This window comes from Bacillus cytotoxicus NVH 391-98 (assembly GCF_000017425.1).
GTDB lineage: Bacteria > Bacillota > Bacilli > Bacillales > Bacillaceae_G > Bacillus_A > Bacillus_A cytotoxicus.
In genome coordinates, this window is record NC_009674.1 from 3818404 (window position 1) to 3841972 (window position 23569).

The window sequence follows — 23569 nt, forward strand, 5'->3', positions numbered from 1 at the left end:
TTTAGAACATTCATACCCTATCTTGCATACATGAGAAGGTTGCTATAAACAACTCTCAAAAACATCGAACGTCATTATTGATATAAGTGACTACCAGCCTCTTTAAATTCTTTTGCTTTTTCTTTCATTCCTTTTTCAATTGCTTCTGTCGTTTCTAAATTATTTTCTTTTGCATACTCCCGAATATCATGTGAAATTTTCATACTACAAAATTTCGGGCCACACATCGAACAGAAATGAGCTGTTTTCGCTCCTTCTGCTGGCAATGTTTCATCATGAAATTCCATTGCTCTTTCAGGATCTAACGATAGATTGAATTGATCGCGCCAACGGAATTCAAAGCGCGCTTTTGATAACGCATCATCTCTTTGTTGCGCTGTTTTATGTCCTTTTGCAAGGTCAGCTGCATGCGCTGCAATTTTGTAAGTAATCACACCTTCTCGAACATCATCTTTATTTGGCAATCCTAAATGCTCTTTCGGTGTTACATAACAAAGCATCGCAGTCCCAAACCATCCAATCATCGCTGCACCAATTGCAGAAGTAATATGATCATAACCTGGTGCGATATCTGTTGTTAAAGGCCCCAGCGTATAGAAAGGCGCACCTTGACAAATATCTATTTCTTTCTCCATATTTTCTTTAATTAAATGCATCGGTACGTGCCCTGGCCCCTCAATCATGACTTGCACATCATGCTTCCAAGCAATTTTCGTTAATTCCCCTAACGTTTCAAGCTCTGCAAACTGAGCTTCATCATTTGCATCTGCAATAGATCCTGGGCGTAACCCATCTCCTAAAGAGAAGGAAACATCATACTGTTTCATAATCTCACAAATTTCTTCAAAATGAGTATACAAGAAGTTTTCTTTATGATGGTATAGACACCACTGCGCCATAATTGATCCGCCGCGCGAAACAATTCCCGTCATGCGTTTTGCTGTGAGCGGGATGTAGCGCAATAATACGCCCGCGTGAATTGTAAAATAATCCACACCTTGTTCCGCTTGTTCAATTAATGTATCGCGGTATACTTCCCAAGTTAAGTTTTCAGCAATCCCCTGTACCTTTTCTAACGCTTGGTAAATCGGCACTGTCCCAACTGGTACAGGGGCATTACGAATAATCCATTCGCGCGTTGTATGAATATTTTTCCCCGTTGATAAATCCATAATTGTATCCGCACCCCAGCGCGTTGCCCATGTCATCTTTTCTACTTCTTCGGCAATCGAAGACGAAACAGCAGAATTTCCGATATTCGCATTTACTTTCACATGGAAATTACGGCCGATAATCATTGGTTCTGCTTCTGGATGGTTAATATTCGCTGGTAAAATGGCCCGTCCTTCGGCAATCTCTTTTCGAACAAACTCCGGTTCTACCCCTTCACGAATTGCAACATATTCCATCTCAGATGTAATAATCCCTTTACGAGCATAATGCATCTGCGTGACATTCGCACCTTTCTTTGCTCTAAGAGGTTTACGATCCATTTGCGGGAACACAGGTGTATGGTTCGAAGCAGCTTTTACACCATCATCTTCCGGCTTGATTTCGCGTCCCTCATACTCCTCTACATCTCCGCGTTCTATAATCCAATTGCGACGAGGAGTTGGAATCCCTTTTTCGAGTTCCACTTTATATTCTGGATCCGTATAGGGACCGCTCGTATCATATACACGAATCGGGGAATTTGGCACTCCGTTTGTGTCACTTAATTCAATCTCACGCATCGGCACTTTCATACCTTCACGTGACCCCTCCACATACACTTTCTTACTCCCTGGTAAACTCGACTTTAATTCAATTTGCTCAGCTGAAACAGATTGTTCCATGATTTTTGTTTCCTCCCCTTTATCATTTCAAGAAATCTACTTTACCTAGAAAAATTCGATTCTCCCTTCAGCTGCTAAACAGTCAGCTCCGCATTTCTTGAATCCAGCTTCACCTTCTAGCCCCTCACGTCTAAAAATCTTCCGCACAAGAAAGTAAAAAAACACTTTCTATGCGGAAGAACTTTATACACTAAGACGAAACAGTCGGCTCCGCTTTACATGTGACAAGGACGAGATTCAACTTGTAACCAGCGCATGCAAAATGAAAAAGAGCCAGGTCCATAAGAAAATAAGGACCTGGCTCATAAAAGTCATCATTATGTAAAGCCATTAACTTCCCTACGCTGGTACGAGCCAGATCAGGTCCAAAGGGTTAAGAAGTTTGCGTACTTCTCTCTCAGCCCACGCATACATTGGGCACCCCTAGTTTATCACTGATTTAATTTTTAATACTTTTCTATCATACACTATAATCTGAAAAATGCAAATCAATTTACACTTTTACGGTATCATCCACGTTAAATAATAAGCTTGTACATACGTCATAATTCCAACGATAATGACAAAGAACAAACTATGTTTTACTGTAAAGCGGAATAAATCGGATTCTTTTCCTGCAAGTCCTACTGCTGCGCACGCGATTGCAATCGATTGCGGAGAAATCATTTTCCCCGTTACACCACCTGTCGTATTTGCCGCAACAAGTAATACTTCTTTTACACCTACTTGCTGCGCTGTAATCGATTGTAAGTTCGAGAATAGCGCATTTGCCGATGTATCTGATCCTGTTAAGAATACGCCGATCCAGCCAAGAAATGGCGAGAAGAACGGGAATAATCCTCCTGTTCCAGCTAACGCTAGTGCAAGTGTAGATGATAGACCAGAATAATTCGCAATAAATGCAAAGCCTAATACAAATCCAATAGATAAAATTGGCATTTTTAATTCTTGTAATGTTTCTTTCAATGTTTCAACCGCTTGTTTTGCACTCATTTTTAATACAAAAATGGAAATGATACATGCGATTAAAATAGCTGTTCCGGTTGCCGATACAATATCAAATTTTAATACAGCCTCATAAGGCGTTGGTTTATTTACAATTGGTTCTGCCTTCATGACTAAATTGTGCAGACCCGGAATTTCAAACTTCATGACAAAACTTTCTAACGCCCCACCTGGAGCAAATAATGCTTTAAAGAAATCTTGACTCCAAATCACTACCATAGCAGTCAAAATAATAAATGGCGACCAAGCTTTCACAACTTTTTTACCTGTTAAATTTGGCATCGATGAAGCTTCCGCTGTTGCTGCAGCTTCCACATTTGCTTGATTCGATTGATACACTTCTTTTGGCTGCCATACTTTTAAAAATAGCGATAAAGATACTAAGCTGACAAGCGCTGATGTAATATCTGGAAGTTCTGGTCCTAAAAATGTCGCCGTAATAAATTGTGTAATTGCAAAAGAACCCCCCGCTACAAATAACGCCGGCCATGTTTGCTTTATTCCCTTGAAACCATCCATTAAAAATACAATAAAGAACGGAACAAATAACGATAAGAATGGCAATTGGTGCCCAGCCATTTGTCCAATTTTATGAGGATCAATACCTGTTACTTGCCCTGCAACTGTAATCGGTATTCCCATTGCTCCAAATGCTACTGGCGCTGTATTTGCAATTAAGCAAAGCCCTGCTGCATATAAAGGATTTAAGCCAAGTCCTGCTAGAAGCGCTGCTGTGATGGCTACTGGTGCTCCAAATCCTGCTGCTCCTTCCAAAAATGCTCCAAATGAAAAACCGATTAAAATGACAAGTAAACGATGATCATTTGTAATGGATAATACAGATGCACGAATAATATCAAACTGTCCTGTTTTCACAGAAATTTTATACAAAAATACCGACATGATAATAATCCAAGCAATTGGCCATAGCCCATATAGAAAACCATATCCAGTTGCCGCCATCGCCATTGTAAATGGCATTTTATATACAAATAGCGCTACCAAAATTGTTAATACAACGGTAATAAATCCTGCTACGTACCCCTTCATACGAAAAACAGCTAAAGCCAAGAAAAAAAAGATAATTGGAATAAGTGCCACCGCTGCGGAAATCCAAATGTTCCCGAACGGATCATAAACTTGTGTCCATGTGTTCATTGTCCCTCTCCCTTTCTATAATCCCTTTTTCACATATCCATAACCTTATCAGCATACTGTATGGTCATCATACCTTTAAGATAAAAATAAGACACTTAAGAAAACGTTTTCATTTATATCTATACTTTACCACATCCTTTTTTATTTTAAAAACGCTTTTTGAAAATTTTATTATTTGAAACGAGAGTACGATAAATTCATTTTAAACAAACGTTTGATTATATGTTTCATTGTGCACACGAATTGATATTTGTCTGCTTTCTTCTTCAGCTTTACTCCCTTTTTAAAAAAGACTTGTGATTTTATGCTGCTAACCCAAAAGAAAAACCTGTGTCAAAAAGTCATTTTTACGACCTTGTGACACAGGTTCTACCTTCTTCGTCTTCTCTTTTTTCTTCTCATCAGTTTTCTTCGTCGTGTATTGAATTGATCCGCGATAATATGCAATGTGCTAGCGGCAATAACTCCTAGTACAAATGTTATCAATCCTACTTCATGTTCTTTCGCCATATCAACTAATTTTCCATCCAATACAGTTCGATTGACTATGTATAAAAGTGGAGAGAAAACGAATAACATGTACAATATACGAATGAGATCACCAATTATAATTGTATGAGTCAAAAAAGAACGATGAGGCATAATACATTGGTACGGGTACCAAAAAATTCGAAGTAATCCCCATTTATTATAAGCACTACTATGGATATCTAAATCCGGTGTTAAAAAAAATGTACCTACTAAAAAGCCAATGGCAAACGTTAAGAGAAAATCAAAATTTGTTAGACCATACGAAATAAGCAGTAACAAAACAATCGGAAGAGAAAGTAAGTTGATTTTCGTATGTGTTTTTCCTGATGGCATAATGCACTCCTCGCTTATGTTTGTCCTCTAAGTACAGGACAATTCTTACCTATTGATTGAAATGTTGATCGATAAACGATGTATCTATGCCTGAACCAAACCAATTGGCTAATTTCATTTTTGCTTTTTCCTTTACATCTTCATCTACATACATGGATGCCTGCAATAATGCGGCCGTTAATGCACCTAAATCATCCGTATAACCAATGCCAGCTATGAAATCAGGAATCGCATCAATCGGCGCAATAAAATAAGCAAGCGCTCCAATAATTGTAGCCTTCACTCGTTTTGGAACATCTTGCCTTTGCAACACGTAAAACAGCAATAAACTTGCATAAATGACAGATTGACCTGCTTGTTTGGCTACATGTTTTATTTTCTTCCAAAATGCTTCCACTGAAAATTTTCTTTCCATATAAAAGCCTCCATATCTTGTTATGCTTCCAAAGAACAATCTTCTTGCATTGCAAAACATTTATCGCATATACATAGATTTTACCAATCAAATTGTATTTTAACAGACAAACCTCAAAAGAACAAGTGTTCTAGTTACTTTCATATGCTTGTTCTCATATAATCATTTTCTACTAGATTACATAGTATGTCTTCCCTTATATTTCTCAATATAAAATGTTAAATTTCTCTTAACATCCCTTTTACCTTTGTTATATTTTCTAGTTGACGAACATATAAACCAATGTTAAAGTTTTTTTGGCAGTCACAATAAAAATACAAAAAAATGTCAAATGTTATAGTGTTTCTCAGAATTGAATTTTGTTGTATAATACAAAAATGACGTTATACTTATGATTTAACCAAAGAAACCAAAAAGGGTATGCATAGTTAAAGTCGTATATGAGTAAATAGAAAATACTGCTCATAGCAAAAGAAACTATGTATTTTTTATTTTAGCATTTTTCGCTCCAAAATCGACCAAGCCTGATAGAGAAAGGGTGGAATGGATGAAGGAATCTTTAAAATCACAATTTCATAATGTACGTTTTACTTTGTTTGTTGCTTTAGCTGTATGGCTAAAAACTTACATCATTACACGTACAAGTTTTGATTTGAAACTTGAATCTTTCATGCAAGAGTTTATCTTGTTTATTAGCCCACTAGCAGCATCATTACTGCTTGTAGGTCTTGCATTATTTGTAAAGGGAAAGAAACGCAACTATATAGCACTTGGAATTGATTTTGTGTTAACAATCATTCTAGTTGGTAACGTAATGTTTTATGGATTTTATAACGACTTTGTTACTTTACCAGTTCTTGGACAAACGTCTAACTTCGGACAGTTAGGGTCCAGTGTAAAAGAACTTCTTAACTACAAAATCATCGTTGCTTTTGTTGACATTGTAATTTTCTTCGTTCTGCTTAAGAAAAAGCAAGGTTTCGCAAAAACGGAACGTGTATCACGACCAATGCGTTCTTTATATTTTGTATCAACGATTGCCATTTTCTTTGCAAACTTAGGTCTAGCAGAAACAGAACGTCCAGAGTTATTAACACGCTCATTTGACCGCGTTATGCTTGTTAAAAACTTAGGTTTATATGCTCACCAAGTGTATGACCTTGGGTTACAAGCAAAATCAAGTTCACAAAAAGCATTCGCTGATGGTAGCAAACTGCAAGAAACAGAAAACTACGTGAAAACAACACAAAGCAAACCGGATCCAAACATGTTTGGGATTGCAAAAGGGAAAAACGTAATCGTTGTCTCTCTTGAATCCTTACAAACGTTTTTAATTGGGGCAAAAGTAAACGATCAAGAAGTTACACCATTTTTAAACCAATTTATAAAAGAAAGTTATTACTTTGATAACTTCTTCCATCAAACTGGGCAAGGAAAAACATCAGATGCTGAATTTTTAGTAGATACATCATTGTATCCACTTGATCGCGGTGCTGTATTCTTCACACACGGTAACAATGAATTTACAGCAACTCCAGAAATTCTACGTCAGCAAGGATATTACACAGCTGTATTCCATGCAAACAATGCAACATTCTGGAACCGTAACATAATGTATCCAGCATTAGGATACGATCGTTACTACAACGAACTTGATTATAAGATTACACCAGAAACGAAATTAAACTGGGGATTAAAGGATATTGAATACTTTGATCAATCTATTGATATGTTAAAGCAAGTGAAGCAACCATTCTATACTCGCTTCCTAACATTAACAAACCATTACCCATTCACATATGATGAAGATACGAAATTAATTGAACCTTACAACTCTGGGGATGGAGTATTTGACCGCTATATGGTAACAGCTCGCTACTTAGACGAAGCAATGAAACATTTTATTGAACGTCTAAAAGCAGAAGGCATTTATGACAATTCTGTTATTGTATTCTACGGTGACCACTATGGTATTTCTGAAAACCATAACCGTGCTATGGCACAGTTCTTAGGAAAAGAAGAAATTACAACATTTGACCATATGAACTTACAAAAGACACCAATGTTTATTCACGTTCCAGGTCAAAAAGAAGGTAAAACAATCTCAAAACCAACTGGTGAAATCGACATTAAACCAACCATTCTAAATTTACTTGGTGTTGACTCAAGTAATGATGTACGCTTTGGTCATGACGTATTCTCACCAGATTATAAAGGATTCGTTGTTCTCCGCGATGGTAGTTTCGTTACAGATAAATATATGTATGCAAACAATACATTCTACGACCGTATGACAGGCGAAGTTGTACAATTACCAAAAGAAGAATCTCAAGCGTTAATTGATCGTGCGCAAAATGAACTTCGCATGTCCGATCAACTCATCGAAGGAGACTTACTTCGCTTCTCAGAAAGCAACAAAATTAAAACAGGTGAAGTAAAAACAATTATTAAAGAAGACAAAAAAGGGGCTGAGTAATCTCAGCTCTTTTTTTATGCTGAAATTACATAATCTTCACTAAATATTTACATTAAATTCACGAAACATCTTTATAATTGAATTTGCAAACAACATTCCAAACCATTCTCTTCTCTCGTATTTTGTTCAATACATCCCCATGAGAAATGACTGGAATTTTGTTCACAACTTTCTAGTGTTACAGAAGTGACACTAATTGTCTGGAAAAGGCATTGTGCTTTGTCACTCACCGAGCCTTTAATAAGACAATGTCCCTATGAAATATAACTACCCTCCTTGGCAACATTCCTTATGAATGTTGCTTTTTTTATTTCAAAAGCAGGATTCTTATTTCTCATTTTCGAATTTGTATATACAAAATACAATAATAATACTCGCTTATATAAAATATTGGTCAATCCTAAATCACAACATACAAATATATTTCATAACATTTACTATACAGGATGAGAAACACAACTCATCACGTATGTGGTTTGGAAAGGATGGGATGTAATTTGGCATATGAAAGATTTATACTGTGGAACGAGAGAATTATTGATGCACACAAACAAAATCCATACATAGATTTAGAAGAACGCGGATTACAATTTGGCGATGGTGTCTATGAAGTAATTCGGCTCTATAAAGGAAACTTTCATTTATTGGAGCCGCATTTAACAAGGCTCTATCGCTCAATGGAAGAAATTGAATTATCACTCCCCTTTTCGAAAGCGGAGCTCATTGTATTACTTTACAAATTAATCGAAAAGAATCACTTTCACGAAGATGGGACGATTTATCTACAAGTTTCCCGCGGTATTCAAGCACGTGCACATGCATTTTCCTTTGATTTACCTCCAACAATCTATGCTTATATCTCGAAAAAAGAACGCCCTTCCCTATGGATTGAATATGGAGTACGCGCGATATCAGAACCAGATGTGCGCTGGTTACGTTGCGATATTAAATCCCTTAATTTATTACCGAACGTATTAGCCTATACAAAAGCAGAACGTAAAGGTTGCAAAGAAGCTCTTCTCGTTCGAAACGGTATCGTTACAGAAGGAAGTCACTCCAATTTCTTTCTCATAAAAAATGGTACTCTTTATACACACCCCGCGAATCATTTAATCTTAAATGGAATTGTACGCCAATATACGCTATCTTTAGCAAATAAATTAAAGATTCCTGTACAAGAGGAGCTATTTAGTATTCGCGATGTCTATCATGCAGATGAATGTTTTTTTACAGGAACCACGATAGAAATTTTACCGATGACGCATCTTGATGGAACCGCAATTCAAAATGGACATGTGGGGCCAATTACGAAATTATTACAAAAATCGTTCGTACAGAGCTTCACAACTTCTGACATTTCTTTTCCATAAATACGAATAATATTTCGTTCGTTTTTTCAAATATATGTATTTTAAGTAAAAATCAGTGTGAAGAATCTATCTTTATTTCTGTTTTGTAACCTTTTTGTCATATTCAGATTCCTTCATAAGTCTTGACAGTAATCGACATGCCTTTTAGAATTTTTAACAGTTGGTAAATATTTCTTCACTATACTACAGACAGAAAGGAATCGACAAAACATGAAAAAATATCTTGCCGGTCTTGCGGCGGTGTCTGTAGCAGGAGGAGCAGCTCCAACACTTGATAGTGTTCAAGCTGCCCCAGAGCAAACTCCACAAAAGCCTGCTACACAATCCGTTCAAGTCGCAACATCAAATGGTTCAAGTTACACTGTAACTGCTGATGTATTACACGTTCGTTCAGGTTCTGGTACTTCTCATCAGATTATCTCTCGCGTATACAATGGGCAGAAGTTAAATGTTATTGGTCAAGAAAATGGTTGGTTCAAAATTAACTTAAATGGAAAAACTGGTTATGTTAGCGGTGAGTTCGTTTCACAAGGCGGTGCAGCAAAAACAAATGTAAGCACAGGTGGAAACAACAAAGTAACTGCTGATGTATTGCGTGTACGTACAAGTCCTAGCACTTCTAGTTCTATTATAGGTCGTGTGTACGAAGGGCAAACATTACACGTAATCGGTCAAGAGAATGGCTGGCTTAAAATTAACCATAATGGACAAACTGGTTACGTAAGCAGCCAATTTGTATCTGGTGCTTCTGCAAGCGCTAACTCTGCAAATAACAATAGTAATTCTGCAACTGTACAACCAGCAAGCGGAAACTATACGGTAAACGTATCTTCTCTTCGCGTTCGTACAGGGCCTAGCACTTCTCACACTATTTTAGGATCTGTTCGTAAAGGACAAGTTGTACAAGTTGTTGGTGAAGTTCAAGATTGGTTTAAAATTAACTATGCAGGACAATCAGCTTACATTAGTAAAGACTATGTAACAAAAGGTGGCTCTAACGACAATGTAATTCAAGGAAGTCAAGAAGAGCCAAAATATCAAAATGGTAATCATGTAACTGTACAAACTGGCGGAACTTACGTTGTAAATGCAACATCTTTACGCGTTCGTACGGGTCCAGCTACATACCATAGCGTAATCGGTGGTGTATTAAACGGACAAACATTACACGTAATTGGTAGCGAAAATGGTTGGTTTAAAATTAATCACCAAGGTCAAACCGGGTATGTGAGTAGTGAATTTGTAAAATTTGTTAAGGGCGGAACCGCTCAGCCAGAACAACCTAAACAACAAGCACCTCAAACGCAGGGAGCGATTGGAGATTATTATGTAAATGCCTCCGCCCTCAATGTACGTAGCGGCGAAGGTACAAACTACCGAATTATCGGTGCTCTTCCTCACGGCCATAAGGTTCAAGTGCTTTCTGAAAACTCTGGTTGGAGTAAAATTAACTATAACGGACAAACTGGTTATATCGGAACTCGCTTCTTATCTAAAACACCAGTTGGTGGTGCTGTAGAAACAAAACCTAACACACCATCTAACATGCAAAACAATACCAATACAAATAATAGTGGTAATAACTCATCGATCCTTGCATATGCAAAATCGATGGCAGGTGTTCCATACGTATGGGGCGGAACTTCTGCTAATGGTGTGGATTGTAGCGGTTATATTTTCCATGTATATAAGAAATTTGGTCATAACATTAGCCGTCAAAGTGTGGCAGGATATTGGAGCAGCCTACCAAAGACTTCAAATCCACAGCCAGGCGACTTAATTTATTTCCAAAACACTTATAAATCAGGTCCTTCCCACATGGGTATTTACCTTGGGGGCGGATCATTTATCCAAGCTGGAGATAACGGTGTAGCTGTTGCTTCATTAAGTAACTCTTATTGGAAGAATCATTTCTTAGGTTACACGAAAGCACCTTAATTGATAGTTTCAGAGCCTTCTAGATTGCTAGAAGGCTCTTTTTTGTTTTAAAATATGTTACTTCCTCTTCATTTCATACACTATATTCTATAAAAATATTTTATAACGTTACCATAATACATATCTCCTCCCGAATAGATATAACCTATTTCTCCTTCATCCTGTTTATATGTGTTTTCTTAATGAATTTTCTTTTTATTTAAACTTTTATATGGATGTTTGACCTCAGAAGCCCGGTATGGTAAGTTACTTAAGATGTTATGTTTCTAGCAGTATAGACATCCGTTATTTATACTTTTTTTTACTATGAGAAAGGAGATTTACACTGCATGAATTTTTTATGGGGAATTGGCGGTGTGATTGGAGTATTAGCAATCGCATTTTTATTATCTTCCAATCGCAAAGCTATTAATTGGCGCACAATCTTAATTGCGCTAGCACTACAAATTACATTTTCCTTCATCGTATTACGATGGGATGCTGGAAAAGCTGGATTAAAGATCGCTTCTGATGGCGTCCAGGGTCTAATTAACTTTTCTTATGAGGGGATTAAATTTGTCGCTGGTGACTTAGTAAATACAAAAGGCCCTTGGGGATTTGTATTCGTAATTCAAGCACTACTTCCAATTGTATTTATTAGTTCATTAGTAGCCATTTTATATTACTTTGGTATTATGCAAAAATTTGTAAGTATCGTTGGTGGTGCATTAAGTAAACTTCTCGGAACTTCTAAAGCCGAAAGTTTAAATGCTGTAACAACTGTTTTCTTAGGACAAACAGAAGCACCAATTTTAATTAAACCGTACTTAGCACGCTTAACAAATAGTGAATTCTTTGCCGTTATGGTAAGCGGTATGACAGCGGTTGCTGGATCCGTTCTTGTCGGCTATGCAGCTATGGGAATTTCGCTTGAGCATTTATTAGCAGCGGCAATCATGGCAGCACCTTCAAGTTTATTAATTGCAAAATTAATAATGCCGGAAACAGAAACACCAGATAACAACGTAAAGCTTTCTACCGAACGTGAAGATGCAAACGTTATTGATGCAGCTGCACGAGGTGCATCTGAAGGGATGCACCTCGTAATTAACGTAGCGGCAATGTTAATGGCTTTCATCGCATTAATTGCTGTACTGAACGGCCTATTAGGATGGGTTGGTTCTTTGTTCCATATTAAATTAAGCCTAGATTTAATCTTTGGCTATTTATTATCACCATTCGCTATCTTAATCGGGATTTCACCAAACGAAGCTGTACAAGCAGCTGGTTTCATCGGTCAGAAACTTGCCATTAACGAATTCGTTGCTTATGCAAGTCTAGGACCACATATGTCAGAGCTCTCTGATAAGACCGTTATGATCTTAACATTTGCAATCTGTGGTTTTGCAAACTTCTCTTCTATTGCAATTCAATTAGGTGTAACAGGAACACTTGCTCCAACGCGCCGAAAACAAATTGCACAATTAGGGATTAAAGCAGTGATCGCTGGTACATTAGCGAACTTCTTAAACGCAGCAGTTGCAGGTATGATGTTCTTATAAAATGAAAAGCCCATTCCAAATCATTGGAATGGGCTTTTGTTTTTGATTCGTGCACTCCTCTTCCACCTAAAAACTTCCAAAATAACGACATACTTAACATTCGTATATATAAATAAAAAAATGTTATTCATTCTTATAAAACTGTGCATACTACAAATACGAGCCTGAGGGGGAATCAAATGAAATATAACTCTATAAAAGTATTACTACTTTGGATTGTACAAATTTTATTTTATTTTACAACCATATATATAACAGCATATAAACACGCTATACTCTTTACAATTTCCTATGTCCTCGTTCACATACTGTTTTTATTTATACCAGACAAACAGGCTTTTGTACTCTTTATACTTGGGACGATTCTTTCTGTATTTTATTTATTCTATCAGTCATGGGTTTATTTATGGAGCACATCCCTACAATTGAAGTATATGATTACGCATTTCCTTACGGTAGCTAACTTCTTCTTTGTATATATTTCAACTTATATGTTAAAACAAGTGATTCTGGAAAATAAAAATTTAACCGAACGAATACAGGTATTAGAACAGTACATCGGTGAATCAAAACTCCTAACAAGAACAGAATTTGAAAGACGTCAAACTTTGTTAATTGCTGCCATGAAACGTCGCAGCGAAACAGGAATAATTATCTATTTCGATTTCATCTCTTTTAGTAAACATACAAAGAAAAGTGTTATGGATCGTATAGCTTCTTTATTACTTTCTACTGTACGACGTGATTTTGACCTTGTGGGAAAATATGATCATCATACTTTAGTAACTTTACTTCAAAATACAGATATAGCTGGCGCTGAAATTGTCATGAATCGACTATATCCGAAAATGAAAGAATCGTTAACAGACGATGCAATACAACAAATTCAAATCACACAAAAGCAAGTAAATGGACAGGAGTCTAGTCCCTTATGATGACACTCATTATTTTCCTATTCTTTCTCTTATTTTGCATACTTGTCTTTTTAATTAGCATCGTCTTCTCTATTAAATATGTTTTAATTTGTACTGCTTTCTTATTTTCAGCCCTACTTGCTTATTATTCATTATTAACGATTGCAGGGCTGATTCATCGAAATAGAAAGAAGAAAGAACGTGTATTGGACCATTATCCGAGTGTCGATATTTTCATTCCAGCACATAACGAAGGGATCGTTATGAAAGATACACTAGAAGCAATGGTCAAGATTGAATATCCAGGTCAACTCACCATTTATCTATTAAATGATAACTCACAGGACGAAACACCCGAAATTGGAGATGCATTCGATAGGGATTATGCTCATATTCGTCACATCCGCGTTCCTCCAGGCGAACCAAAAGGGAAATCACGCGTATTAAATTATGGCCTTAGCATTTCGAATGGTAAATATTTTTGTGTATATGATGCTGACAATCAGCCTGAACCACATGCATTGCGAATGCTTGTAGAATACGCTGAAACAACCGAGAACGCAGTTGGTGCAGTTGGACATGTTCGAACGATAAATGAGAAACGAAATTGGTTAACACGAATGATTTCACTAGAATTTCAAATTTTCCAGCTTCTCATGCAATCCGGACGCTGGCTGTTATTTCAAACCGGTTCTCTTACCGGGACAAATATGCTTCTTCGTCGGTCTGCTTTAGAAGAACTCGGTGGCTATGATCCATATGCAATTGCGGAAGATGCAGAACTGACATTACGAATTACGCAACAAGGCTATGTATTACCAATCGTCCCTGAATCTGTTACTTGGGAACAAGAACCAGAGCACTTAAAAATTTTGATTAAACAACGAACACGCTGGCTACAAGGAAACTTATACATTTTGGAAAAAATATTTTCTTCATTCCATTTCTTTAAAGGAAAGTTGCTTGTCCATTCCTTACAGCAGGTACTCGTTTACCTTGTCTTTTGGTTATTTCTCATTATCTCGAATATTTGGTTCATTGTAGGATTACTCGGTCTATTTCACATTCACTATACCATTCCATTACTATTTATGTGGTATGTCGCATATATTACGTATACTGCCCAACTATTTAGTTCACAAAGTGTTGAAAGAACATTTACACCAATTAATATTTTCATTAGTATCATTATGTACTTTACCTATGCCCAACTCTTTACTTACTTATTTATTCGCAGCCTCATTCTTTATTTGCGTGCAAAAAGTAAAAAACAAGTCATCGGTTGGGATAAAACGGTTCGATTCAAAAAAGAGAAGTAGTCCTATTTAAACAAACGTTTGATTAAAAAATAAACACAGAGCGCCGTATGCTCTGTGTTTATTTTTTGACTAAACGTCTATATATCGGACAAATACCCCTTAGCCGAAAGTAAGTTTCACGTCCATCCCCCAACGAACGATTTACTTTCATTTATATACGAAAAAGTGACTGCTATTTTTGTAAAACCAACTGCTTGTCTTGTTGTTCTTTCACTACTTGAGTCTTTGGTTCCGTGCTTTCTTGCACATTACGATGTGCTACACGTTTCAAACAAATATGCTTCCACTTTCTTTCGTAACGTTTCATTATTCTAGTTGTCCCCCTTGAATACACTTAAAACTTTATTGAAATCGCTTACAATAAATAATATAGCATATATATAGAAAAGTGACAACATATTTCTGACAATTTTTTGTCAAAAATATGAATAACTTATGAAAATCATGTGAAAAAATATAAAAATTTTTAGCCGAGCAATATTATTTTGCGTAAAAAAAGGAGCTGTCCCATAAGTCGAATTTTCGACTATGTGACACTCCCTTTTGGGATAGCCCCTTTTTCCGATCATTTACGTTGGCGATGCCGCCCTTCTTTTTGTAGCTCTTTAAATAACGAAGCTACCATAAAGAAGATAACAAATGCAAATGGAAATGCTGCGATAATAGAAGCTGTCTGTAATGCAGCTAAACCACCGACATAAAGTAAAATTGCTGCTAACGCCGCTTGAACAATACCCCAAATCAACTTAATGCGATTTGGTGGATTCAAACTACCGTGTGTCGTTAGCATACCAAGAACAAATGTCGCAGAATCCGCCGATGTAATAAAGAACGTTGAAATCAAGAGAATTGCAAGTACTGATAACAGAGGACCGATACTTCCCATATGATCGAACACAGCGAATAATCCAATTTCTGTTCCCATCTCTTTAATTTGTTCATAAATATTTGCATGGTCAAATAATTCCATATGAATACCAGTACCACCAAAAACAGAGAACCAAAGTGCCCCAATTAATGTTGGAACGAGCAGTACACCAATTACAAACTCTCGAATTGTACGTCCGCGCGATACACGAGCAATAAACGTCCCAACGAATGGTGACCATGCAATCCACCATGCCCAATAGAAAATTGTCCATGATTGAATCCATTGATTTCCGCTTTTATCTAATGGACTTAATCGAAAACTCATGCTTGGTAACTCCTGAATGTAAGCCCCAATTGTCGAAGTGAAATAGTTCATAATAAAATTCGTTGGACCTGCAAATAATAGAATTACCATTAGTGCAAAGGCTAAAATAATATTCGTATTACTTAAATATTTAATCCCTTTATCCAATCCTGTTTGAGCAGATAACATAAACAGAATTGTTACAGCACCAATAATCACGAGTTGTGTTGTTAATGAATTCGGTATCGGCGTTAAATACCCAATACCGCCCGCGATTTGTTGTGCACCAAGTCCTAACGAAGTTGCAACACCAAACACTGTTGCAAAAACAGCTAATACATCAAATATATGTGCAACGCGCCCATGTTCTCCACTCTTAAATAAAGAGCCTACGGTCGCACTAATTGTACTTGGCTTTCCTTTTCGGAATGTAAAATACGCAATACAAAGCGCTACAAGTGCATATAGTCCCCAAGGATGTAATCCCCAATGGAAAAATGAGAAGCGCAGTGCCAGACGGGCACTTTGTTCTGTAGCACTTTCTCCATATGGTGGTGCATATAAATGATTTAATGGTTCCGCAACGCCCCAGAAAATCAGTCCAATCCCCATACCAGCACTAAATAACATGGCAAACCATGTTAAATAACTATAATCAGGTTCATCATCATCTTTCCCTAAACGAATTGAACCGTATTTTGAAACGATTAAAAAGATAGAAATCCCTAGGAAAATAGAAACAGAAATAATATAAAACCAACCAAACTTACTAACTAACACATGCTGAATAGCAGTTGTGACATTTCCTAAACTTCCTTTTCCAATCACTGATTCAGGAATAATCCCCCAAATCGTAAATGCAAGACATAATACCAATGAAACAATAAATGTTTTCGTCAGTTTCCTCATCAAATCCCCCTTCGTAGGTTTCTTTTGTTGTGTAAAATGACACGAATTCCAATGTGTTAAATCGGATAAATTACAACAATACTGCCGGTATCTTTCTACAAATGTGTAAAATAATGGCCACCAATTAGAATTCTTATAGACAATTTGTATCTTCTCAAATCATCTTTTTACTTCCTTGAAAAGCAAAAGGTGAAGATTACAATGTCAAATGATGCGAGATAAATGCGGAAGGGATCTATTTCCCTAAAAAAGATGTGTTACAGTTGTAAAAAAAGAGAAAATGCATGGATGTTCACTCTTTCTTTTTGTAACAATTATGCGGTTTTTTGTTAGGATATATTACGTATTTTTAAATCTACACATAAAATATTTATGTTTATATAACTATTTTAGTCATAAATTAGTAAAATACTCAAGGAATGTAACCCATTAGTAAAACTTATGTAATGTCTTCGTAATATTTTTATCTCTACCGAAAAATAGATACTATATTAAAAATGAGGAATATATAATGTAAACTACTTAAAAATAAGGCATGAAAAACGCTTTCTATCTTTTTTTGCTATGTTACAAATTGTTAATGGTTCTTTACGAATGGTTTGTAATTCTATGATTTCCCCAATTCTAAAAAAATCTGTTGCTATAATGAGGACACGAAAACAAACGCAATGGAGGCTATCATGAAAAAATTAATTGGTATAGCAACAGCAGCAGTTTTTGGTCTTGGGATTTTCACTACTTCTGCTAGTGCAGAAACTGTTGTAACAACAGACGTACTAAATGTACGAGAAAACCCAACTACGGAATCAAAAGTTGTAGGAAAAGTATTAAATGGTCATAAACTAGATGTTATAAATACAGAAAACGGATGGTCACAAATTAAATTCAATGGTAAAGACGTATTCGTAAGTGCAGAGTTCACAAAAAGCATCTACTATGTAACTGCTAACGTATTAAATGTACGTGCAGAAGCAAACACAAATTCAGAAATTCTTGGTACGTTAAAGAAAGATGATAAAATCGAAACAACGAACCAAGTACAAAATGGATGGTTACAATTTGAATATAACGGGAAAACAGCTTATGTTCATGTTCCTTTCTTAACAGGTGAAGCTCCTGTAGTTCCTGTAGTAGAAAAACAAGAAACACAAGCTCCTGCTAAATCAGCTGCACAAGCAAAACCTGTCATGCAAGTGAAAGCAGCTGCTACAAGTGCGCCTGCTGGCGGCCGTGAATTAACGGTTGTAGCGACAGCATATACAGCTCATCCAAGTGAAAACGGCGGCACATATGGTGGTCGTGTATTAACTGCAATGGGTCATGACCTAACAGCAAATCCAAATATGAAAATGATTGCTGTTGACCCAAAAGTGATTCCATTAGGATCAAAAGTATGGGTAGAAGGTTATGGAGAAGCAATCGCTGGTGATACTGGCGGTGCAATTAAAGGTAACCGTATCGACGTTCTAGTTGGTTCAGATAGCGCTGCTAACAAATGGGGACGTAAAACGGTAAAAGTAAAAATTTTAAAATAATCAATAACTGCTAAATCATAAGTCAGTTCTCTTATATTTGAGAGCTGGCTTTTATTTTTCTATAATGACAGTAAGGAGGTAAAAACATGAACTTACAAGCAAAAATAGACTGGATTGGAACTCCAAAGTCTTACCTATATAAAGATGATGATATGACATACGATGCAACCTCTATTGATTTCTCGATTGAACAAGATGATAACCGCTATAAATTACTTATACTAAAGCATGATGAAAAGACACATTACAAAATGATTCAATATGGTGTTAAGCCCGGGTCACAAAAACCATTTCCAATCGATATTCCCTTCCGAACAGACATGCTTCCATTCATTAACAAAATTCTACAAGATCCTTATGTACAAGCCGTATTATCCTAAAATCAATCTTACAAAAAGAAACTATCCCGTTAACGAGATAGTTTCTTTTCTAGTTAATGCGTCGGACCAGCAATTTCCTCAGACTTTAACGGATTATTTGCTACAAGTGAATGATATAGTAGTTTTCCATCTTCATTTACCGTAACCATATGGTCATTACTAAAGCTTTTAAACTTCACTGACCCATCACCATAACGAATATGATATTCCTCATACGTCGTTACTTTATACTTCGTAGCACTTTTCCTTTCTACATTACGGACATCTATCGTTAATAAGTCTTCTGTAATTCCTTTTTTTCTGTTTTCCTACATTTTTGTTTATAATGGTAGAGGAACGAAAATTTTTGTACGGAGGAAAATTATGCTGCAACATTCAATTACGAAAGATGAGATTATGATGATTGCAAATGAATTTGTTCAAGGATTAGATCCGCAGCAGGCGGCTGATCAAGAACATGTTGCGAACGCTCGTCATTTATATCGCAGCGGTGTTGTCTATAATGTGGATTTTGATGGGTATACGCTATCAGGGACGGTAGAGACTGATAGCAACATATATAGCGTTCACATTCCCATTCGCAATGTATCAAACAGTTATTGCGATTGTTTTGCACCTACACAATGCGAGCATATGCTTGCCGTCTTATTATCAGCTGCTTCTAGTTTTGGAAAAGTGGGCGATGTATTAAAATTATTTAAAAATAAAACAAAACCATCGCAAACACCAATTCGAACGGCTCGACAACTGCTACAATCCTCCTCTTTTGCAGAAACGGATTATACAAGTTGGTATTCATACTTTGACTCTGAATATGAGACATTTAAGAAAGAGCAGGCGCGTCTTACTTATAAACAAATGTATTTTCTAATGAGTATTTTTACAGATTTTTACATGAAATTGGAGCGGAAAGCACCGCGCGTTGTTGCGATCCATGAGTTATATAAACTGCACGGCGCGTTATATTCTTTTCAAAAACTATTAGAAGAAGTCAAGGAGTTTGAAACAAAAAAAATCTATTCTTATCATCAACCCATTAACGTAATTCATCTATTTGTAGATAAAGTGGAGTCCATTGTACGAGATTTCAAATCAGAACCTGCACCTGCTGAATGTGAACCCATCTTGCAGGAAACGGCTCGGCTCGTACATACCATGTTCTTCTCAGCAGACTCCTATACACAAGAAAGATTCTTTATTTACCGTCATATATGGGGAGAACTCTTAACAGAGAACCTTCTCCTTGAGGAAGAAAAGAAACGAATTGATACAAAGATGCACCCGCTCTCAAAAGCACTCGCATCTTCACACCTACTCTTTCTAAAGCGAAATGATGAAGGAGCGATGGAACGATTAGAGAAACAACCCGCATTCGTCGTTAGTCTTTATTTTGATTGGCTAGAAGAATTGCTAAGTACGATGCAATGGGATCGTGCAAAAAATTGGTTATCTTTCACATATAAACAAGTGAAAAAAACAATACAAGATCAAGCCGATACGATTTTTGTGGAAGATATCGTTCGTTTATTTGTCATGATGTATGAAACATATGCGACACAAATGAATGAACAAGCTGGGTTGGAAATGATTTTGCAAGATTTATTACCGTACAGCTTCGCGAATTATGAACAATATGCATTGGCAAAAAAACAGTATCACACATGGACGGAATTGCATCTCCTGCATGGCCTTGAAGCGATTGAAGTATTGAAGGAGCCGCTAAAAGAAATTGAAAAAGAAGCACCTGAAGCAGCGCTCCCTCTTTATCATCTTGCTACAGTACAAGCAATTGAGGAACGAAATCGAAAGTCTTATCGCCGCGCTGTTCGCTATTTAAAAAAATTACGCATGCTATATAAACGTCTAAAGCGAACAGATGAATGGAATGCCTTCATCATTCAAATTGCTAATTTACATTCACGCTTACGCGCCCTACAAGAGGAATTACGGAAAGGAAAATTAATCGATGATCAAACAAATTGAAGTAACAATTCGGCTCCAATATGTCAATCAAGGTTGGTTCCTCTGGGGAGAGAATGAAACCGGGCATCCATTACCTGAGATGGCTTGGAGACAACATGCCTTTACATGGCACTCCACCTCCTTTTACGGTACTTTTTTAAAAGAAGCAATCCATGACGGACGACCTGGATTTATCTTAACGAGCCTTCAGGCATTTGAATACATTGCAAATAAACCGATGAACACCTTTGCCAATCTGCAATGGAATGGGCCAACTACCCTGCTAACGCCAGAGGCAAAAGAACTATGGGATGCTTTTGTAGCCGGGGACTTCCTCCCTGATATAGAGCGATGGTCTCATTATCCAGCATGGAAGGTAGAGAAACACTCTATTGAAGATCGTACGCTAGCAACCTTATTCTCCGAAGCTGTTAATGAAAGTATTTTGCAAGATACGCGTTCAGGAGACGGATGGAAAAATGCGAAGCGATTATATGAGCATTATGAGTTTTCCAAAAAACAACTAGAGACAGCACTTCATGAAGAAGACTGGCTCCGCAAAATTGGTTATATGGAAGACGATCTTCCCTTCACAATCGGTCTTCGTCTACAAGAGCCACATGATGAATTGGAAATGTGGAAATTGGAAACGATTCTTGCGCCAAAACGCGGAGCACATCGCATCTATATCTATACGGACTCTCATTCATTGCCAAAGAGATGGCAGGGCTATGAGAACCGAATTAAAGAAATGCAGGAAGGATTCAGCAAGCTCGTTCCATGGCTGAAAGAAGAGGACCATTTTCGAGATGAACTCTATGAAACAGAGGCTTGGAACTTTTTAACGGAAGCAAGTAATGAATTATTAGCCGCTGGTGTTACCATTTTATTACCATCTTGGTGGCAAAATTTAAAAGTAACGAAACCAAAACTGCGCATCCAATTAAAGCAAAATACGGTGCAAACACAATCATTCTTTGGTATGAACACACTCATGAATTTTGATTGGCGTGTTTCTACACAAGGAATTGATCTTTCAGAAAGCGAATTTTTTGAACTTGTCGAGCAAAACAAACGGCTGTTCAATTTAAATGGACAATGGATGAGGCTTGATCCTGCCTTTATTGAAGAAGTAAAAAAACTGATGAAGCATGCGGACAAATACGGACTGGAAATGAAAGATGTGTTGCAGCAGCACTTATCTCGTTCAGCCGAAATAGAAACGACTCAAGAAGAGAGTCCATTTGCTGATATTGAAATTGAGCTAGATGATTATTATGAAGAGCTTTTCCAAAAATTGCTGCATATCGGTGACATTCCGAAAATCAAAATACCATCCTCCTTACAGGCAACACTGCGCCCGTATCAAGAACATGGTGTTAGTTGGCTATTATATTTACGCGAGCTTGGATTTGGAGCATTATTGGCAGATGATATGGGACTTGGAAAAAGCATCCAAACAATCACTTACTTACTCTATGTAAAAGAAAACAAGCTTCAAACAGGTCCAGCTTTAATTGTTGCGCCAACATCTGTTCTTGGGAATTGGCAGAAAGAATTCGAGCGATTCGCTCCCCATTTAAAAGTCATATTACATTATGGTAGCAATCGCGCAAAAGGAGAGGCTTTTAAGGAATTTCTACAAGGTGCAGATGTTGTACTAACTTCTTATGCACTATCGCAACTTGATGAAGAAGAATTAAGCACATTATGCTGGGATTCTATTATTTTAGATGAAGCACAAAATATTAAGAATCCACATACGAAGCAATCAAAAGCAGTTCGCAAATTAAAGGCAAACCATAAAATTGCGTTAACAGGAACACCAATGGAGAATCGTCTTGCTGAGCTATGGTCGATCTTTGACTTTTTAAATCATGGGTACCTTGGAAGTCTTGGACAATTCCAGCGCCGCTTCGTTACACCGATTGAAAAGGATCGAGATGAAGCTAAAATTCAGCAAGTACAGCGATTCATTTCACCATTCTTACTGCGTCGTACAAAACAAGATCAAACAGTCGCATTGAACTTACCGGATAAACAAGAACAAAAAGCATACTGTCCGTTAACTGGTGAGCAAGCATCACTATACGAACAACTTGTACAAGATACATTAAAAAATGTAGAAAACTTAAATGGAATTGAAAGACGTGGCTTTATTCTACTTATGCTAAATAAATTAAAACAAATTTGTAATCATCCTGCTCTCTATTTAAAAGAAGATGTACCAAAAGATATTGTACAGCGTTCCATGAAAATGCAAACATTAATGGATTTGATTGAAAATATAAAGAACCAAAATGAAAGTTGCCTTATTTTCACACAATATATCGGAATGGGGCACATGTTACAGACTGTATTAGAAGAAACATTTGGTCAGCGCGTTCTTTACTTAAATGGAAGTGTACCAAAGAAAGAGCGCGATAAAATGATTGAACAATTCCAAAATAGAACATATGATATCTTTATTCTATCCTTAAAAGCTGGGGGGACAGGGCTAAACTTAACGGCAGCTAACCATGTCATTCACTATGATCGCTGGTGGAATCCAGCTGTAGAAAATCAAGCAACAGACCGAGCTTATCGCATCGGTCAAAAACGATTCGTCCATGTGCATAAACTGATCACAACAGGAACACTGGAAGAAAAAATTGATGAAATGCTTGAACGTAAACAATCGCTCAACAATGCAGTTATCACAAGCGATAACTGGATAACAGAGCTATCTACAGACGAACTGAAAACACTTCTTGGCGTATAAAACAGAAAAAGGA

The 23569-nt window shown here is 36.9% G+C and carries 16 protein-coding genes, 1 pseudogene and 1 riboswitch; of the genes and pseudogenes, 10 read left to right on the plus strand and 7 right to left on the minus strand.

Annotated features, from left to right (window positions below; genetic code table 11):
- Positions 1-74: 74 nt before the first annotated feature.
- The 4 genes from thiC to BCER98_RS18995 all read right to left on the minus strand — a co-directional run bounded on the left by thiC (position 75) and on the right by BCER98_RS18995 (position 5277).
- The gene (gene thiC, locus BCER98_RS18980) at positions 75-1835 is read right to left on the minus strand and encodes a phosphomethylpyrimidine synthase ThiC (RefSeq protein WP_012096209.1); all 1761 of its coding nucleotides are present in this window, start codon (positions 1833-1835) and stop codon (positions 75-77) included.
- A gap of 319 nt (positions 1836-2154) precedes the next feature.
- Positions 2155-2270: riboswitch (TPP riboswitch) on the minus strand.
- 66 nt (positions 2271-2336) lie between these two features.
- Complete coding sequence (locus BCER98_RS18985; protein WP_012096210.1) at positions 2337-3998, minus strand: lactate permease LctP family transporter; 1662 nt, start codon at positions 3996-3998, stop codon at positions 2337-2339.
- Between the two features lie 369 nt (positions 3999-4367).
- Complete coding sequence (locus BCER98_RS18990) at positions 4368-4862, minus strand: metal-binding protein (RefSeq protein WP_012096211.1); 495 nt, start codon at positions 4860-4862, stop codon at positions 4368-4370.
- Between the two features lie 49 nt (positions 4863-4911).
- A complete protein-coding gene (locus BCER98_RS18995; protein WP_012096212.1) occupies positions 4912-5277 on the minus strand; it encodes a YkvA family protein in 366 nt (121 codons plus the stop codon).
- Positions 5278-5824: 547 nt separating this feature from the next.
- Between BCER98_RS18995 and BCER98_RS19000 the strand changes: the two genes are divergently transcribed.
- From BCER98_RS19000 to BCER98_RS19025, 6 genes are all read left to right on the plus strand, one after another.
- A complete protein-coding gene (locus tag BCER98_RS19000) occupies positions 5825-7753 on the plus strand; it encodes an LTA synthase family protein (RefSeq protein WP_012096213.1) in 1929 nt (642 codons plus the stop codon).
- A gap of 485 nt (positions 7754-8238) precedes the next feature.
- Entirely contained in the window at positions 8239-9123 is an 885-nt protein-coding gene (locus BCER98_RS19005) for a D-amino-acid transaminase (RefSeq protein ID WP_081428416.1), read from the plus strand.
- 210 nt (positions 9124-9333) lie between these two features.
- Positions 9334-11061, plus strand: coding sequence for a C40 family peptidase (locus BCER98_RS19010; RefSeq protein ID WP_012096215.1), 1728 nt, complete (start codon positions 9334-9336; stop codon positions 11059-11061).
- Positions 11062-11390: 329 nt separating this feature from the next.
- Positions 11391-12602 carry a NupC/NupG family nucleoside CNT transporter gene (locus BCER98_RS19015; RefSeq protein ID WP_012096216.1) on the plus strand — a complete coding sequence of 404 codons (1212 nt, stop codon included), beginning with the start codon at positions 11391-11393 and terminating at the stop codon, positions 12600-12602.
- Between the two features lie 179 nt (positions 12603-12781).
- Positions 12782-13537 (plus strand): hypothetical protein, encoded by a 756-nt coding sequence (locus tag BCER98_RS19020; RefSeq protein ID WP_012096217.1) that lies wholly within the window; start codon positions 12782-12784, stop codon positions 13535-13537.
- Positions 13534-14835: a glycosyltransferase family 2 protein gene (locus tag BCER98_RS19025; RefSeq protein ID WP_012096218.1), complete on the plus strand. Its 1302-nt coding sequence runs from the start codon at positions 13534-13536 to the stop codon at positions 14833-14835. Before BCER98_RS19020 ends, BCER98_RS19025 begins: the two co-directional genes overlap by 4 nt.
- Positions 14836-15007: 172 nt before the next feature.
- Here BCER98_RS19025 and BCER98_RS23430 read toward each other — a convergent pair whose 3' ends face one another.
- Together BCER98_RS23430 and opuD are read right to left on the minus strand one after the other, a co-directional pair.
- Positions 15008-15142, minus strand: a complete 135-nt coding sequence (locus BCER98_RS23430) for a hypothetical protein (RefSeq protein WP_087095574.1) — start codon at positions 15140-15142, stop codon at positions 15008-15010.
- Positions 15143-15400: 258 nt separating this feature from the next.
- Entirely contained in the window at positions 15401-16918 is a 1518-nt protein-coding gene (gene opuD / locus BCER98_RS19030) for a glycine betaine transporter OpuD (RefSeq protein ID WP_012096219.1), read from the minus strand.
- 680 nt (positions 16919-17598) lie between these two features.
- Between opuD and BCER98_RS19035 the strand changes: the two genes are divergently transcribed.
- Positions 17599-18453 carry a cell wall-binding protein EntA gene (locus BCER98_RS19035; RefSeq protein ID WP_012096220.1) on the plus strand — a complete coding sequence of 285 codons (855 nt, stop codon included), beginning with the start codon at positions 17599-17601 and terminating at the stop codon, positions 18451-18453.
- Positions 18454-18539: 86 nt separating this feature from the next.
- Positions 18540-18833, plus strand: coding sequence for a DUF3910 family protein (locus BCER98_RS19040; RefSeq protein ID WP_012096221.1), 294 nt, complete (start codon positions 18540-18542; stop codon positions 18831-18833).
- Positions 18834-18886: 53 nt separating this feature from the next.
- Here BCER98_RS19040 and BCER98_RS21505 read toward each other — a convergent pair.
- Positions 18887-19132: pseudogene (locus BCER98_RS21505) on the minus strand (TcaA NTF2-like domain-containing protein); the annotation flags it as partial.
- Between the two features lie 64 nt (positions 19133-19196).
- Between BCER98_RS21505 and BCER98_RS19045 the strand changes: the two are divergent.
- Positions 19197-20816: an SWIM zinc finger family protein gene (locus BCER98_RS19045; RefSeq protein WP_012096222.1), complete on the plus strand. Its 1620-nt coding sequence runs from the start codon at positions 19197-19199 to the stop codon at positions 20814-20816.
- Positions 20800-23556: a DEAD/DEAH box helicase gene (locus BCER98_RS19050; RefSeq protein ID WP_012096223.1), complete on the plus strand. Its 2757-nt coding sequence runs from the start codon at positions 20800-20802 to the stop codon at positions 23554-23556. The genes BCER98_RS19045 and BCER98_RS19050 overlap by 17 nt, the downstream gene beginning before the upstream one ends.
- Positions 23557-23569: the final 13 nt, after the last annotated feature.

What these genes read in the sequence shown, in the direction of transcription:
- BCER98_RS19035 (WP_012096220.1), top strand. Translation starts at nt 17,599, where the DNA reads ATGAAAAAATTAATTGGTATAGCAACAGCAGCAGTTTTTGGTCTTGGG.
- BCER98_RS18985 (WP_012096210.1), bottom strand. Translation starts at nt 3,998, where the DNA reads ATGAACACATGGACACAAGTTTATGATCCGTTCGGGAACATTTGGATT.
- BCER98_RS19040 (WP_012096221.1), top strand. Translation starts at nt 18,540, where the DNA reads ATGAACTTACAAGCAAAAATAGACTGGATTGGAACTCCAAAGTCTTAC.
- BCER98_RS23430 (WP_087095574.1), bottom strand. Translation starts at nt 15,142, where the DNA reads ATGAAACGTTACGAAAGAAAGTGGAAGCATATTTGTTTGAAACGTGTA.
- BCER98_RS19010 (WP_012096215.1), top strand. Translation starts at nt 9,334, where the DNA reads ATGAAAAAATATCTTGCCGGTCTTGCGGCGGTGTCTGTAGCAGGAGGA.
- BCER98_RS19025 (WP_012096218.1), top strand. Translation starts at nt 13,534, where the DNA reads ATGATGACACTCATTATTTTCCTATTCTTTCTCTTATTTTGCATACTT.
- BCER98_RS18990 (WP_012096211.1), bottom strand. Translation starts at nt 4,862, where the DNA reads ATGCCATCAGGAAAAACACATACGAAAATCAACTTACTTTCTCTTCCG.
- BCER98_RS19015 (WP_012096216.1), top strand. Translation starts at nt 11,391, where the DNA reads ATGAATTTTTTATGGGGAATTGGCGGTGTGATTGGAGTATTAGCAATC.
- BCER98_RS19020 (WP_012096217.1), top strand. Translation starts at nt 12,782, where the DNA reads ATGAAATATAACTCTATAAAAGTATTACTACTTTGGATTGTACAAATT.
- BCER98_RS19000 (WP_012096213.1), top strand. Translation starts at nt 5,825, where the DNA reads ATGAAGGAATCTTTAAAATCACAATTTCATAATGTACGTTTTACTTTG.
- opuD (WP_012096219.1), bottom strand. Translation starts at nt 16,918, where the DNA reads ATGAGGAAACTGACGAAAACATTTATTGTTTCATTGGTATTATGTCTT.
- BCER98_RS19050 (WP_012096223.1), top strand. Translation starts at nt 20,800, where the DNA reads ATGATCAAACAAATTGAAGTAACAATTCGGCTCCAATATGTCAATCAA.
- thiC (WP_012096209.1), bottom strand. Translation starts at nt 1,835, where the DNA reads ATGGAACAATCTGTTTCAGCTGAGCAAATTGAATTAAAGTCGAGTTTA.
- BCER98_RS18995 (WP_012096212.1), bottom strand. Translation starts at nt 5,277, where the DNA reads ATGGAAAGAAAATTTTCAGTGGAAGCATTTTGGAAGAAAATAAAACAT.
- BCER98_RS19045 (WP_012096222.1), top strand. Translation starts at nt 19,197, where the DNA reads ATGCTGCAACATTCAATTACGAAAGATGAGATTATGATGATTGCAAAT.
- BCER98_RS19005 (WP_081428416.1), top strand. Translation starts at nt 8,239, where the DNA reads ATGGGATGTAATTTGGCATATGAAAGATTTATACTGTGGAACGAGAGA.